15 protein-coding genes are annotated in these 14,459 nt (G+C 64.7%); all 15 read right to left on the bottom strand.

Features of this window, described 5'->3' with window-relative positions; translation table 11 throughout:
* Nucleotides 1-41 precede the first annotated feature (41 nt).
* Entirely contained in the window at nucleotides 42-977 is a 936-nt protein-coding gene (locus tag JN531_RS13975; RefSeq protein ID WP_228349472.1) for an electron transfer flavoprotein subunit alpha/FixB family protein, read from the bottom strand.
* Nucleotides 978-1,040: 63 nt separating this feature from the next.
* Nucleotides 1,041-1,787, bottom strand: a complete 747-nt coding sequence (locus JN531_RS13970) for an electron transfer flavoprotein subunit beta/FixA family protein (RefSeq protein WP_228349471.1) — start codon at nucleotides 1,785-1,787, stop codon at nucleotides 1,041-1,043.
* Nucleotides 1,788-1,839: 52 nt separating this feature from the next.
* A complete protein-coding gene (locus tag JN531_RS13965; protein ID WP_366522441.1) occupies nucleotides 1,840-3,489 on the bottom strand; it encodes an electron transfer flavoprotein-ubiquinone oxidoreductase in 1,650 nt (549 codons plus the stop codon).
* A gap of 93 nt (nucleotides 3,490-3,582) precedes the next feature.
* Nucleotides 3,583-4,281, bottom strand: coding sequence for a carbonic anhydrase (locus JN531_RS13960; protein WP_228349469.1), 699 nt, complete (start codon nucleotides 4,279-4,281; stop codon nucleotides 3,583-3,585).
* Between the two features lie 70 nt (nucleotides 4,282-4,351).
* The gene (locus tag JN531_RS13955) at nucleotides 4,352-6,136 is read right to left on the bottom strand and encodes an acyclic terpene utilization AtuA family protein (protein WP_228349468.1); all 1,785 of its coding nucleotides are present in this window, start codon (nucleotides 6,134-6,136) and stop codon (nucleotides 4,352-4,354) included.
* 87 nt (nucleotides 6,137-6,223) lie between these two features.
* Nucleotides 6,224-6,733, bottom strand: coding sequence for a phosphatidylglycerophosphatase A family protein (locus tag JN531_RS13950; RefSeq protein ID WP_228349467.1), 510 nt, complete (start codon nucleotides 6,731-6,733; stop codon nucleotides 6,224-6,226).
* 6 nt (nucleotides 6,734-6,739) lie between these two features.
* Nucleotides 6,740-7,681: a thiamine-phosphate kinase gene (thiL, locus tag JN531_RS13945; RefSeq protein WP_228349466.1), complete on the bottom strand. Its 942-nt coding sequence runs from the start codon at nucleotides 7,679-7,681 to the stop codon at nucleotides 6,740-6,742.
* A 1-nt stretch (nucleotide 7,682) separates the two neighbouring features.
* A complete protein-coding gene (gene nusB, locus JN531_RS13940) occupies nucleotides 7,683-8,129 on the bottom strand; it encodes a transcription antitermination factor NusB (protein WP_228349465.1) in 447 nt (148 codons plus the stop codon).
* A complete protein-coding gene (ribH, locus tag JN531_RS13935; RefSeq protein WP_228349464.1) occupies nucleotides 8,126-8,611 on the bottom strand; it encodes a 6,7-dimethyl-8-ribityllumazine synthase in 486 nt (161 codons plus the stop codon). Before ribH ends, nusB begins: the two co-directional genes overlap by 4 nt.
* Nucleotides 8,612-8,640: 29 nt before the next feature.
* Nucleotides 8,641-9,780, bottom strand: coding sequence for a bifunctional 3,4-dihydroxy-2-butanone-4-phosphate synthase/GTP cyclohydrolase II (gene ribBA, locus JN531_RS13930; protein ID WP_228349463.1), 1,140 nt, complete (start codon nucleotides 9,778-9,780; stop codon nucleotides 8,641-8,643).
* A complete protein-coding gene (locus tag JN531_RS13925; RefSeq protein WP_228349462.1) occupies nucleotides 9,777-10,376 on the bottom strand; it encodes a riboflavin synthase in 600 nt (199 codons plus the stop codon). The genes ribBA and JN531_RS13925 overlap by 4 nt, the downstream gene beginning before the upstream one ends.
* 6 nt (nucleotides 10,377-10,382) lie before the next feature.
* Nucleotides 10,383-11,477: a bifunctional diaminohydroxyphosphoribosylaminopyrimidine deaminase/5-amino-6-(5-phosphoribosylamino)uracil reductase RibD gene (ribD, locus tag JN531_RS13920; protein ID WP_228349461.1), complete on the bottom strand. Its 1,095-nt coding sequence runs from the start codon at nucleotides 11,475-11,477 to the stop codon at nucleotides 10,383-10,385.
* Nucleotides 11,474-11,983, bottom strand: a complete 510-nt coding sequence (nrdR, locus tag JN531_RS13915; RefSeq protein WP_228349460.1) for a transcriptional regulator NrdR — start codon at nucleotides 11,981-11,983, stop codon at nucleotides 11,474-11,476. The genes ribD and nrdR overlap by 4 nt, the downstream gene beginning before the upstream one ends.
* A 30-nt stretch (nucleotides 11,984-12,013) precedes the next feature.
* Complete coding sequence (gene glyA, locus JN531_RS13910) at nucleotides 12,014-13,303, bottom strand: serine hydroxymethyltransferase (RefSeq protein WP_228349459.1); 1,290 nt, start codon at nucleotides 13,301-13,303, stop codon at nucleotides 12,014-12,016.
* Between the two features lie 44 nt (nucleotides 13,304-13,347).
* Nucleotides 13,348-14,445: a quinolinate synthase NadA gene (nadA, locus tag JN531_RS13905; protein ID WP_228349458.1), complete on the bottom strand. Its 1,098-nt coding sequence runs from the start codon at nucleotides 14,443-14,445 to the stop codon at nucleotides 13,348-13,350.
* Between the last annotated feature and the right edge of the window lie 14 nt (nucleotides 14,446-14,459).

The following is a 14,459-nucleotide window of genomic DNA, read 5'->3' as shown; positions in this document are numbered from 1 at the left end:
GTTGCCCGGCCTTTGTATCAAACGTAGTTACCGCTGAGCCATTACAGCTTGCTCTGCAGCTCCGGCAACACCGTGAACAGGTCGCCCACCAGGCCGATGTCGGCCACCTCGAAGATGGGGGCTTCCTCATCCTTGTTGATGGCGACGATGGTCTTGGCATCCTTGATGCCGGCAAGATGCTGAATGGCGCCGGAGATGCCGCAGGCGATGTACAGCTCGGGCGCGATGATCTTGCCGGTCTGCCCCACCTGCATGTCGTTGGGCACGTAGCCGGAGTCGACCGCGGCACGCGAGGCACCGACACCAGCGCCGATCTTGTCGGCGAAGTCGAAGATCACCTTGAAGTTCTCCGACGATCCCAGGGCACGACCACCGGACACCACGCGGCCGGCACTCTGCAGGTCGGGGCGCTCGGACTTCTGCGCTGCCAGGCCCTTGAAGCGAGTGTGGCTGGGCAACGTGGCATTGATGCTCACGGCTTCGACGGCAGCGTTGCCATCGGCGGCAACCGCGTTGAACGAGGCCAGCCGCACGGTCGCGACGAGAGTGCCGGCCGGCGCTTCGACGGTGGTGATGGCGTTGCCGGCGTAGATCGGCCGGTCAAAGCTGGTGGCACTGTGCACCGCCATGACGTCGGAAATCTGCGGCACGCCCAGCAGCGCGGCGACGCGCGGGGCGAGGTCCTTGCCGTAGGTGTTGCCGGACACCAGCACATGGCTGTAACCGCCCTTCGCCACTTCCACGATCTGCGGCGCCAGGAGGGCGGCCACCGGGTTGCCGTTGGCCGCATTGTCGGCCACCAGCACCTTGCTCACGCCCGCCAGCTTGGCAGCCTGCTCGGCCACGGCCTTGCCATCGGTCGACAACACCAGCACGTCGACTTCACCGCCGATCTGCTGGGCAGCGGACATCGTCTTCGCCACACCGGCGTTGAGCTTGCCGTCTGCATGGTCGGCCACTACCAGAATCTTGCTCATCTGTTGACTCCTTGATGCGCGGGCGCCGCAGCCAGCCGGCCGCGCCCCGCACGAAAATACGATTTAGACCAGGCCCTTTTCTTTGAGCATGGTGGCGAGTTCGTCGACGGTCTTGACCATGACGCCCTTCGAGCGGGTCGGCGGTGGCGCGGTCTTGGTGACGGTGACGGCAGCGGCGGCTTCAACGCCAAGGTCGGCGAAGCTGGTCGCTTCGATCTGCACGCGCTTGGCCTTCATGATGTCCGGCAGCTTGAGGTAGCGCGGCTCGTTGAGACGCAGGTCAGTGGTGATCACTGCCGGCAGGTCCACTTCGAGCGTTTCGAGGCCGGCATCCACTTCGCGGGTCACAGTGGCCTTGCCGTCGGCGATTTCCACCTTGGAGGCAAACGTTGCTTGCGGTGCGTCGAGCAGCGCGGCAGTCATCTGCCCGGTCTGGTTGGCATCGTCATCGATGGCCTGCTTGCCGCAGAACAGCACCTGCGCTTCTTCCTTCTTGAACACGGCAGCCAGGGCACGCGCGGCGGTCAACGGCTGGATGTCACCGTCTTCCTTGACGTGGATGGCGCGGGTAGCGCCAAACGCCAGCGCAGTGCGCAAGGTTTCTTCGTTCTTCTGCCCGCCGATGGTCACGGCAATGATTTCGCTGACCACGCCCTTTTCCTTCAAGCGTACCGCCTCTTCCATGGCGATTTCATCGAACGGGTTCATTGAATGCTTGACGCCATCGGTGACCACGCCCGAACCATCGGGCTTGACCTGGATGCGGACGTTGTAGTCCACGGCGCGCTTGACGCTAACGAGTGCTTTCATGGGCCTCTCTACTGGATCAAAAGTGGGTCATTCTTGGAGGGAAAAGCCGGACTTACATGCCGGCATAGTTGGGACCACCGCCGCCTTCCGGCGCCACCCAGGTGATGTTCTGGGCAGGGTCCTTGATGTCGCAGGTCTTGCAGTGCACGCAGTTCTGCGCGTTGATCTGGAAGCGCTGCTCGCTGCCCTCGCCCACGACCTCGTAGACACCGGCCGGGCAGTAACGCTGCGCCGGCTCGGCATACATCGGCAGGTTGTTGGCGATGGGAATGCTGGGGTCGGTCAGCTGCAGGTGAACCGGCTGATCTTCCTCATGGTTGGTCGACGACAGAAACACCGAGGACAACTTGTCAAAGCTGAGCTTTCCGTCCGGCTTCGGATAGTCGATCCGCGGGGCGTCACTGGCCGGGGCCAGGGTGGCGTAGTCCGGCGTGCGGTCGTGGAGGGTCCACGGCGCCTTACCGTTGAAGATGTTCTGGTCGATGAAATTGATGGCACCACCAAGCACCGCACCAAACTTGTGAATTGCCGGACCGAAGTTGCGGCTGCGATACAGCTCGTCCCACAGCCAGCTGGACTTGAACGCCTCGGGATAGGCCTGCAATGCATCCCCGCCTTCGGCGCCCTTGAGCAGCGCATCGGCATAGGCTTCGCCGGCGAGCATGCCGCTCTTCAACGCGGTGTGGCTGCCTTTGATCTTGGAGAAATTCATGGTGCCCAGGTCGCAGCCAATCAGAGCGCCGCCCGGAAACACCATCTTCGGCAGTGAATTGAAACCGCCCTTGCTGATGGCGCGGGCCCCGTAGCTGAGGCGCTTGCCGCCCTCCAGATGCTTGGCCAGCACCGGGTGGTGCTTGAGCCGCTGGAATTCGTCGAACGGCGACAACCAGGGGTTCTCGTAGGAAAGATCGACAATCAACCCGACATACACCTGCTGCTTGTCGGCATGGTAGAGAAACCAGCCGCCCGGGTTGTTGTCGTCCAGCGGCCAGCCGGCGCCGTGTACCACCAGGCCTTCCTGATGCTTGTCGGCCGGGATCTCCCAGACTTCCTTGATGCCAATGCCGTAATGCTGCGGATCAGCCTCGTCATCGAGCTTGTACTGTTTAATCAGCCGCTTGCCGAGATGACCGCGGCAGCCTTCAGCAAACAGGGTGTACTTAGCGCGCAACTCGATGCCGGGCGCGAAATCACCCTTCTGTTCGCCATCACGGGTGATGCCCATATCGCCAACCTGAATGCCGCGCACCACGCCGTTTTCGTCAATCAGCGTTTCCTGCGCGGCAAACCCGGGGTAAATCTCGACGCCCAGGGCTTCGGCCTGCTCACCGAGCCAGCGACACAACGCGCCCAGCGAAATGACGTAGTTGCCGTGGTTGTGCATGGTCTTGGGGACCATCCAGTTGGGCATCTTGATGGCACTGGTGGGCGAGCGCAGCAGATGCATCTCATCACCGGTGACCGCGGCCTTGAGCGGCGCGCCCTTGTCCTTCCAGTCGGGGAACAGTTCATTCAGCGCGCGAGGCTCGAAAACGGCGCCGGAAAGGATGTGGGCCCCCACTTCCGAACCCTTTTCGACGAGACAGACACCCAGTTCCTGACCGGCTTCTGCAGCCTTCTGCTTGAGACGAATCGCCGCCGCCAGGCCGGCCGGGCCGGCGCCAACGACGACCACGTCGTATTCCATCACGTCACGTTCGATGCTCATGGTTCTGGGGATAACCTCGAATCAGGCAGGGGTGGGCTGGGTGCAAGCCCTCTATTGTAAGGGGTCTGAGGCCGCAGCCTCAAAGTGTCACGCGCCAGACCGTGCTGTCTGCGCGGTCGCCCGATGCCGTGAGCGGGCCTCGAGAATCCGTTCCAGGGCCATCTCGCGCAGCCCTTTGACCGCCTCGGGACCTTCGGCCGACAGCCCCAACTGGCGTACCCGACCGTCCCCGAGGCTGTAGACCCAGCCGTGCACCGACAGCTGCTGGCCACGCGCCCAGGCATCCTGCACCACCGCCGAATGGCTGACGTTGATGGCCTGCTCCAGCACATTGAGTTCCACCAACAGCGACGCGCGATGCCGAGCATCGGGCTCGGCTTCCAGCAACGGCTTGTAACGTGAGGCGACATCACGGATGTGCCCCAGCCAGTAATCGGCGACCCCCTGGCTGCGCCGACCTTCCAGCGCCATCTGCACGCCGGCACAGCCGTAATGGCCGACCACCATGATGTGCTTGATCTTGAGTGCGTCGACCGCGAACTGGATCACTGACTGGCAGTTGACATCCGAATGCGGCACCACGTTGGCGACATTGCGATGCACGAACAGCTCGCCCGGTGCCATGCCGACAATCTCGTTGGCAGGGACCCGTGAATCTGAGCAGCCGATCCACAAGTACTCCGGTGCCTGCTGTCGCTGCAGCCGCTTGAAGAACTCGGGGTCGCGGGCAACGGTGGCGTCGGCCCAGCGGGCATTGTTGTCGATCAGCGGTTGTAGGTCGTTCATGAGCTCATGGGCGCAAGGCTACGGCACAGGATTTTCCCCGCAGAGGCCGCTGGCGGCAACCGCGGACACCCTATTTCAGGACTGATGTAGCGATCGGCACCGGATATTCGAGCAACATCTGCGCAAACGCCTTGCCTTGCGGGTCGGTGCGTAGCGAAGCCGCACCGCCTCCACCCAGGGCATGGGGCAGCAGAAAATTGAAACTGTGCGTGCCGGGCAGGGCCCACCGCTGGACAGCGGCATTGGCGCCATCGCGTAGGACGTGGGCAAACCAACCGGCCACTGCCCTGGGCGTCAGCGCCGCTGCCAGGTACGGCAGATACGCCGGGTCACGCGCGATGACGCCAATATTGGCGTGGTCCCCCTTGTCCCCGGAACGTGCCAGGGCCAGGCGGATCAGCGGCACCGTGGTGTCGGTATCCACTGCAGGCGCCTGCACGGGTTCGGGCCCTGCGCCTTGCCAGCCGCCGGCTGTCGGCAGCGTCACCGGCCGTCGGCTCGCCCCCACGACAATCTCAACCGGGACACTCGATTTCGGCACCAGGGTGGAAAACAGGCGCGGCACCATGCTCGGCTCGGGGCGCCCACCGCTGAAGTAGCCGGTGAACCCCGGCGCCATGGCGGTCGCCGCCTGTGCAATTTCGCGGGAAAACAGCTTCAGCGCCCTGGGATTGGGATGCTGCACGGCAATCTTGACCACCACCTCACGGGTCGCCACCGCTGCCGGCCGCGCGTGGGGGCCGTAGCTTTCTTCAGCGCCGATGCAGTGGATGTCGACGCCGGTGAAATCAGCCAGCCCCGTAGCCAGCAGCTGGCGCCGGACCTTCTCGACCACCGCGCTGGCGCTGGCACGGCCCTTTCGCGCCGCATCGATCCCCCCGATCATGAACATCGCGACACAGCGCAGCCCGGCGGGATAGGTGGCGCTCACCTTGTACTGATGGGTGGGGGCTTGACCTTTCACCCCGGACACCGACACCCGATCATCGCCGAGGTCAGAAAGCGTTACGGCAGTAAAATCGCAGGTGACGTCGGGCAGCAGGTAGGCGCGCGGGTCGCCAATCTCATAGAGCATCTGCTCGCCCACAGTATGCGCAGTCACCCGCCCCCCGGTGCCCTCGGGCTTGGTAACGATGAAGCCCCCGTCAGCGGCACATTCGGCAATCGGGAAGCCCATGTCGGCATAGCCCGCGGATACGCTTTCCCAATCTGTGAAGTTGCCACCGGTGCACTGCGCGCCACACTCGAGAATGTGGCCGGCCAGACTGCCAGAGGCGAGTCGGTCGTAGTCGTCCGGGGCCCAGTCGAAATGCGCCATCAGCGGCCCCAGCACAACCGCGGAATCGACACAGCGGCCGGTAATCACGACATCAGCGCCGGCACGCAGCGCCTCGGCGATGGGGATGGCGCCGAGGTATGCATTCATCGACACCAGCGTGGCGGGCAGCGGCTGCGCGGGATCATCGAGATGAACCGCATCAGTAAACTCCCGCTTCCGCGCCAGCAGATCATCGCCCAACACCACACCGACCGTTAGCGGGATCCCCGCCTTCTCGGCCACCGCTTCCAGCGCCGCCTTGCAGGCTAGCGGATTCACGCCGCCGGCATTGGCGACCACGCGGATGCCGCGACGGTGGATTTCCGGCAGCAAGGGCGCCATCACGTGATCGACGAAATCATTGGCAAAGCCGGCGCTGGGGTCGCGCATGCGCTTGGCGGCGAGAATCGACATGGTGATCTCGGCCAGGTAGTCGAACACCAGGACGTCGATCTCCCCCCGTGTCACCAGCTGCTCGGCGGCGCTGTTGGTATCGCCCCAGAACGCCGAGGCACAACCGATTCGCAGCGGTTTCATTGTCCAGACTCCTCCGTAACTATGGTTACCGGCAAACGCATATCGGCGCCGATATTCGCGTCAGAATGAAGCTTTGACGAGATATAATCAAGAATACGCAAGATTACCGACGTACAGGATCACAGCCGCGAACACCCCGGCCAGCAGGTCGTCGACCATGATCCCGAGTCCACCATGAACGTGGCGATCAAGCCAGCGAATCGGCCACGGCTTGACGATGTCAAAGAAGCGGAACAGGCCGAAGGCCAAGAGCAAGCCGACCACAAGTGACAGCCCCTCCGGGCGCAGTATCGGCATCAACGGCAGACAGGCGATGACATACCCAACGATCTCGTCAAAGACGATGCCGCCGTGGTCGTGAACGCCGAGCAAGCGCGCGCTCTCGCCACAGAGGTAGATCCCCGCGCCGATCAGAAACGCCAGCGCCACCACCATCTGTAACGGCGGCATGGCGATGACCGCCAGTGCAAACGGAATGCCCACCAAGGTGCCAACCGTCCCGGGCGCGCGCGGCGCCAGCCCGGCTCCAAAACCGAAGGCCAGCAGGTGGACCGGCGTGAACAGGATCAATCGAGTCGGCAGCGGCGGATTTTTCATCACTTTTCAGAAATGCTGATAGCCGCGAGGGCCGGGATCGACGGCACGGCCATCGGCGTGCAGCAGGTTGACGTCACCCTGCCCCACGCAGACGCGGCCGATGACGGTAAGCGGCAGCGACAACGCCGCCAAGGCGACCACCGCGTCGGCCACGCGCTCAGGCGGCAGGCACACACACAATTCGTAGTCGTCACCCCCCGATGTCTGCAGGGCGGTGGCCTGCCCCGCGGGGACGGCATCAAGAAAGGCCGCTGATGTCGGCAGCAAATCGACGCGAACGGCTGCCCCGGTGCCGCTGGCAGACATGACGTGGCCGAGATCGGCCAGCAGCCCGTCGGACAGGTCGATGGCAGCGCTGGCCAAACCGCGTAGCGCCAGCCCGGCCGCGACGCGCGGTTCCGGTCGGGTCAGTCGAGCACGCAACTTCGGCGGCGCGCCGGCGCCCAGTTGCAGCGCCAACGCGGCGTCACCGAGCGTGCCGGTCACGGCGATGACATCACCGACCTGCGCACCGTCGCGGCGCAGTGCCTGATCGGCGGGTAGCGTACCCAAAACCGTGACGCTGATGCTGCGCGGTCCGCGCGTGGTGTCCCCACCCGCCAGCACCACGCCATGGTGCGCCGCCATCGCAGCGAAACCGTCTGAGAAGCCCGCCAGCCAGTCGTCATCGGCCACCGGCAGGGTCAGCGCCAGCAGCGCGCTGACGGGAGCCGCGCCCATGGCGGCAAGATCAGACAAATTTACGGCGAGTGCTTTCCAGCCGACGTCGGCAGCCGCGTCAGTGGCGGCGAAATGTACGCCCTCCACCAGCGTATCGATCGACCAGCTCCAGATCTGACCGGCAGGCGGATCGAGCAGCGCGGTGTCATCGCCGATTCCCAGCAGGACTTCCGGGCGGGTACCGCCACGGGTGCCGAAGTGGGTACGGATGAGATCGAACTCGCGCATGTCAGCGCGCCGCAACCTCCGCCATCCGCTGCTCACGGGCCAGCTTGTCGAGCACGCCATTGACGAACTTGTAGCCATCTTCGGCGCCGAACATCTTGGCCAGGTTGACAGCTTCGTTGACGCACACCTTCCACGGCACTTCGGGCTTGAACATCAGCTCGTAGGCGCCGATCAGCAACACCGCATGTTCAACCGGATCGAGTTGCTGCAAGGGACGATCAAGATGCGGCGCCAGTGCCACGGTCAGCACCGGTGCGGCTTCGACGATACCGTTAAGCAACGCCTCGAAATAGGCAGGGTCGGCCCGCCCGAGACCTTCATCCTGTTCGTGAAACTGCCGAAGCAGCTGCCCGGGCGGCGCCTCGTTGAGAAGCCACTGGTAGAGGGCCTGCATGGCGAGACGCCGTGCCAGGCCGCGGCGGCTGTGCGAAGGGGTCGCCTCCGTCACAGCAGCTCCCGTGACAGGCGGAGCATCTCCAGCGCCGCGGCAGCGGCCTCATAGCCCTTGTTGTCGGCTCCCGGGCCGGCACGTTCCTCTGCCTGTTCAACGGTGTTGACGGTGAGCACACCGAAGCCGATCGGCAACTGCTCGCGCAGCTGTACCGTCATCAGGCCGCGTGCGCATTCGCCGGCCACGAAATCGAAATGCGGGGTATCGCCACGGATCACGGCGCCGACCGCGACCACGGCATCAACGTCGTCCTGTTCGGCCAACATCGAAACCGCCAACGGGATCTCGAACGCTCCCGGCACCCGATGCTCGATGATGTTGTCGGCCAGAACACCCCAGTCGAGCAGGCATTCGCGGGCACCGTCAATCAGTGCTTCGACGATTTCGGTGTTCCAGCGGGTGGCGACGATGGCGACGATAACGTCCTCCAGCTCGCCCGCATTCGGTACTTCCGGTGCTTCATATCCCGACTTTTGCATGGTGGTGCTCCCCCGCTGGATGGAACCGCTCAATCACAGGCCACGTATTCGACCACTTCCAGCCCGAAGCCGGAGATGCCCTGCATGCGCTTGGGCGCCGACAGGACGCGCATCTTACGCACTCCGAGGTCAGAGAGAATTTGCGCGCCGATGCCGTAGGTGCGCAGCACCTGCCGTTCGTCGGTATGGGGCTCTTCGGCATGCTGCTTGTGCAACGACACCACCTGCTGCACCAGTTCGCGCGCCGACTCCGGCTTGCGCAGTACCACGACCACCCCCTCGCCCTCCTCGGCGACCCGTTTCAGCGCATTGCGCAGCGGCCAACTGAAGTGATCGTGCTGGACGCCCAGGGTATCGGACAGGCTGTTGCGGATATGCACGCGCACCAACGTTGGTCGATCGGCGCTCGGGGCCCCTTTCACCATCGCGATGTGAATGGTGTTGTCGACGGTGTCCTGATAGGTCACCAGATGAAACGGTCCGAATTCGGTGTTCACCTGGGTTTCTGCCACCCGTTCCACGGTGTGCTCGTTGTCGAGCCGATAGCGGATGAGATCGGCGATGGTGCCCATCTTGATGTTGTGCTGGCGGGCGAACCGTTCGAGATCGGGCCTGCGGGCCATGGTGCCGTCTTCGTTTAGGATCTCGACAATCACCGCAGCCGGAACCCGGCCTGAAAGCCGCGCCAGGTCGCAGCCCGCCTCGGTATGGCCGGCACGGGTGAGTACACCGCCGCGCTGCGCCATCAAGGGAAAGATGTGGCCGGGCTGCACCAGATCTTCCGGACGCGCGTCTTCGCGCACGGCCGTACGCACGGTGTGCGCCCGGTCATGCGCCGAAATGCCGGTGGTCACCCCTTCGGCCGCTTCGATTGAAACCGTGAAATTGGTGGCAAATGACGTACCGTTGTCGCGCACCATGAGCGGCAACCGCAGGTCGCGGCACTTTTCCTGGGTCAGCGTCAGGCAGATCAGGCCCCGGCCAAAACGGGCCATGAAGTTGATGTCTTCAGCGCGCACGCAATCGGCGGCCATGACCAGGTCGCCTTCGTTCTCGCGGTCTTCGTCGTCCATGAGGATGACCATGCGGCCGGCGCGGATCTCCTCGATCAGCGTCTCGGAACTGGCGACGACGGTCGGTTCGGCGGACGGCGGGGTCGGAGCATTCATGTCGTTTCTCGTGCAGTGAGCAACCGTTCCAGGTAGCGCGCGATCAGGTCCACTTCCAGGTTGACGGGGTCGCCGACCGCGCGCCGCCCCAGGGTGGTGTGCGTCCAGGTTTGCGGAATGATGTTAACGCCGAAGCGGCAGCCGTCGACATCGTTGACCGTGAGGCTGATGCCGTCGATGGTGATCGAGCCCTTGCGAGCGATGTAGTGTGCCAACGCCGGCGGCGCCTCGAAACGCAGCCGCCAGGAGCGCGCGTCTTCCTGCAGGTCGACCAAGGTGCCGACACCGTCGACATGGCCGGACACCATGTGTCCCCCCAGCGGTTTGGCGGGCGTCAATGCGCGCTCCAGGTTGACCGGATCGCCCGATTGCCACTGCCGCGCCGTAGTGGCATCCAGGGTTTCCGATGACAGGTCGGCGACAAAGGCATCGCCGTCGAAGGCGGTCGCGGTCAGACAGACGCCATTGACGGCAATACTGTCACCCAACTGGCTGCCTTCCAGGTAGCCGGGCGCGGCAATGGTCATACGGACGTCGCCGCCGACCTGTTCGATGCGGCGTATGGCCCCGAGGCATTCGATGATTCCGGTGAACATAAGTCCTCAGATGAATTGCGCCGTGAGTCGCAGATCTGCGCCCACGGTACGAGTATCGGTCCAGCGCAGGGCGGGTGCATCCGCCAGTCCGGTGAGTCCGGGCAAGTTGGCCATGCCAAGGGCAGCGTCGCCCAGCAGTCGTGGCGCCAGATAGACCACCAGTTCATCCGGCAGTCGACTGTCGATCAGCGCGCCGGCCAGCCGCGACCCCGCCTCGACCAGCACCGCATTGACCTCGGCAGCGGCGAGCACTGCCAGCGCCTGATCCAGCCGCAGTCGTCCGTCGGCACGGGTCGCCACCGTCAACCGATGCACGCCGGAAGGCGCCGCACCGGGCTCGGCGGTCAGCCAGAAGCGGCGGGCGCCATCATCGGCCCACACGCGTGCGCCTGCCGGCACCTCGGCGCGGGCATCCAGCACAATGCGATCCGGCGGCGCTACACCATCGGGCGCGGGGCGTAGGGTGAGCTGCGGATCGTCGGCCAGCACGGTGGCTGCTGCCACCATCACGGCCCCGGCCTCGGCGCGCTGCCGATGAACATCGGCCCGCGCGGCCTCCCCGCTGATCCATTGCGATTCGCCACTGGCCATGGCGGTGCGGCCGTCGAGGCTGGCTGCCAGCTTCAGCGTGACCCAGGGCCGACCGCGTTGCATGCGGCTGAAGAAACCACGGTTGAGGGCTGCTGCGGGCCCGGCCAGACAGCCGATGTCCACCGTCATGCCGGCCGCCCGCAGCGCGGCAATACCGCGCCCAGCGACCTGCGGGTTGGGGTCTTCGACTGCCACCACCACCCGCTGGACGCCGGCCGCGATCAGGGCGTCGGCGCAGGGTGGCGTGCGGCCATGGTGGCTGCAGGGTTCGAGGGTGACGTAGGCGGTGGCGCCGCGTGCAGCCTCAGCCGCCGCCGCAAGGGCATGTACTTCGGCATGGGGTTCGCCGGCCCGTCGATGATAGCCCTCCCCGATGTTGCGCCCTGCGCGCACCAACACGCAGCCGACACGGGGATTCGGTCGCGTGGTGAGGCGGCCCCGGGCTGCCAGCTGCAGGGCATGCGCCATCCAGCGGGCATCCTCGCCGGGGGATGCCGCGGCGTCGGTCACCGGGTCGGGCCCGGGTCGATCAGCGGCAGCTGGCTGCGGCGCTGCTCGGCGCTGGGAAGGGTCTGCAGACGCTCGATCTCCTCGCGGAAGGCGTTGACGTCTTCAAACTTGCGATAGATCGAGGCGAACCGCACGTAGGCCACGTGATCGAGATCGCGCAACTCCTCCATCACCCACTCGCCAAGCCGGCCGGAATCGACCTCCCGTTCGTTGGCGCCACGCAACTTGCGCATCAGGTTCTCGAGGGCATGGTCCACCTGTTCCGGCGTCACCGGCCGCTTGTAGAGCGCGCTTTCGATGCCCTGTCGCAGCTTGTCCTCGTTGAAGGGCTCCGGCTCGCCACTGCGTTTGACGATCAGCGGCATCGACAGCTGCGCTTTCTCGAAGGTGGTGAATCGGGCGCTGCATTCCTCACAGGAGCGGCGGCGACGCACCTGGGTGCCGTCCTCCGCCAGTCGCGAGTCGACCACTCGGGTATCCACTGCCTTGCAGAACGGACATTGCATCAGTCAGACCTGCCGGCGGCGGCGCGCAACTCAGGCCGCCGCACGCTGCGGCGCGTGATACACCGGGAACCGGGCACACAGAACGGCCGCTTCGCCACGCACCCGCTTGATCACGGCTTCGAGATCGCTGTCGGCCGCCAGCGCATCGACGATGTCGGCGATCCAGTTCGCCACCTGGGCCATCTCCGCCTCGCGGAAGCCCCGGGTGGTCGAGGCCGGTGACCCGATGCGCAGTCCGGACGTCACGAAGGCCGATTTCGGATCATTCGGCACCGCGTTCTTGTTGACCGTGATGTGGGCGCGGCCGAGCGCCGCCTCAGCATCCTTGCCGGTCACGTTCCTGGCAATCAGATCGAGCAGGAACAGGTGATTGTCGGTACCGCCGCTGACCACCTTGAAGCCGCGCTGCAAAAACACTTCGGCCATGGCGCGGGCGTTGGCCACCACCTGTTCCTGATAGACCTTGAACTCGGGGTCGAGCGCCTCGCGGAAGGCGGCTGCCTTGGCAGCAATGACGTGCATCAGCGGGCCGCCCTGAATCCCGGGAAACACCGCGGAGTTGAGCTTCTTGTTGAAGTCTTCGCTCTGCCCCTTGCTGAGGATGATGCCGCCACGCGGGCCGCGCAGGGTCTTGTGGGTGGTCGACGTCACCACATGGGCATGCGGCAGCGGACTGGGATAGGTGCCGGTGGCAACCAGCCCGGAGACGTGGGCCATGTCGACCCAGAACCAGGCGCCGACCTTGTCAGCAATCGCGCGCATGCGGGCCCAGTCCTTGACGCGTGAATAGGCCGAGAAGCCGCCGATCAGCAGCTTCGGCTTGTGTTCCAGCGCCAGGCGCTCCATCTCGTCGTAGTCGATCAGGCCGGTTTCGGGGTCCAGACCGTAGGGCACGATGGTGTACTGCTTGCCGGAGAAATTGGCAGGGTGGCCGTGGGTCAGGTGCCCACCCTGTGCCAGGTTCATGCCCATGACGGTGTCACCGGGACTGACCAGGCTGAGGAAGATGGCGGCGTTGGCCTGCGCACCGGAGTGCGGCTGCACATTGGCGTAGTCGCAATCGAACAGCTCCTTGACCCGCTCGATGGCCAGTTCTTCGGCGATGTCGACGTGCTCGCAGCCGCCGTAATAGCGCCGCCCCGGATAGCCCTCGGCGTACTTGTTGGTCAGCAGGCTGCCCTGCGCAGCCATGACCGCGGGGCTGGCGTAATTCTCTGAGGCGATAAGCTCGATGTGCACCTCCTGGCGGTGGGCTTCCGCATTAATGGCGGCGGCCAGTTCAGGATCAGCCTTGGCGAGCGTGGGGGCGTTGATATACATGGCTTTACTCGGGAATCGGGAGACGGGGATCGGGAGTTGGCAGTTCAGTCAACCACTTCCAGCATCAGGTCCAGCGCCAGCCGCGCCGGGGTGGCGACGGCTTCCGGCACGCGGATCCGGTTGACCACGGTGCCACCAACGAGGTTGTCGAGGCACCAGGCCAGATGCTGCGGGTCGGTACGGAACATGGTGGAGCACATGCTGACGGTCGGACTCATGAACTCCACCGTCACGCCCTGCGGCCGCATCTCCTCGGCGAGCCGGTTGACCAGGTTCAGCTCGGTGCCGACCAGCCAGTGACTGCCGGCGGCCGAGGCCCGCACCGTCCGCAGAATGTATTCGGTGCTGCCGACGAAATCGGATTGCTGGCAGACCTCGAAGGCATTCTCGGGATGACTGATGACCTGCCCCTGCGGTACCCGTGCACGGAACTGCTCGATATGCAGCGGCTTGAACATTTGGTGGACCGAGCAGAAGCCCTTCCAGAGAATCATTTTCGCCTTGCGGATCTGCTCGGGGGTGGCGCCACCCATCGGCTGGGTGAAATCCCACACCACCATCTCGTCGAGGCCAATGCCCATGTCGATGGCGGTGTTGCGACCGAGGTGCTGGTCGGGGAAGAACAGCACTTTCTCGCGGCGGGCAAAGCTCCATTCCAGAACCGCACGGGCATTCGAGCTGGTGCAGACGATGCCGCCATGCTCGCCGCAAAACCCCTTGAGATCGGCTGCCGAGTTGATGTAGGTCACCGGCGTCACCTGCTCGTCGGGTTCGAGCACCGTCGACAGTTCCGACCAGCACTTGCGTACCTTGATCAGGTTCGCCATGTCGGCCATCGAGCATCCCGCTGCGAGGTCCGGCAGGATCACCTTGCGGCTGCCGCCGGTGACGATATCCGCCACCTCCGCCATGAAATGGACGCCGCAGAAGACGATGAACTCGGCCGTCGTATCGGCTGCCAGACGCGACAGCTTCAGCGAATCACCCGTGAAGTCGGCATGACGGAAGACTTCATCACGCTGATAGTGGTGTCCGAGCACACACAGCCGGTCGCCGAGAATCTGCTTGGCCGCAATGATGCGGCTGTCACATTCCCCGTCGTCCAGCAGATTGAACTGGTCAAGCTTGAGCACTGCGGCCATCGGGTCCTCCTGCG

It is taken from the genome of Flagellatimonas centrodinii, from assembly GCF_016918765.2.
Lineage (GTDB): Bacteria > Pseudomonadota > Gammaproteobacteria > Nevskiales > Nevskiaceae > Polycyclovorans > Polycyclovorans centrodinii.
Note: the sequence above shows the minus strand (reverse complement) of the source record. Positions and strands in the feature narration are given on the sequence as shown.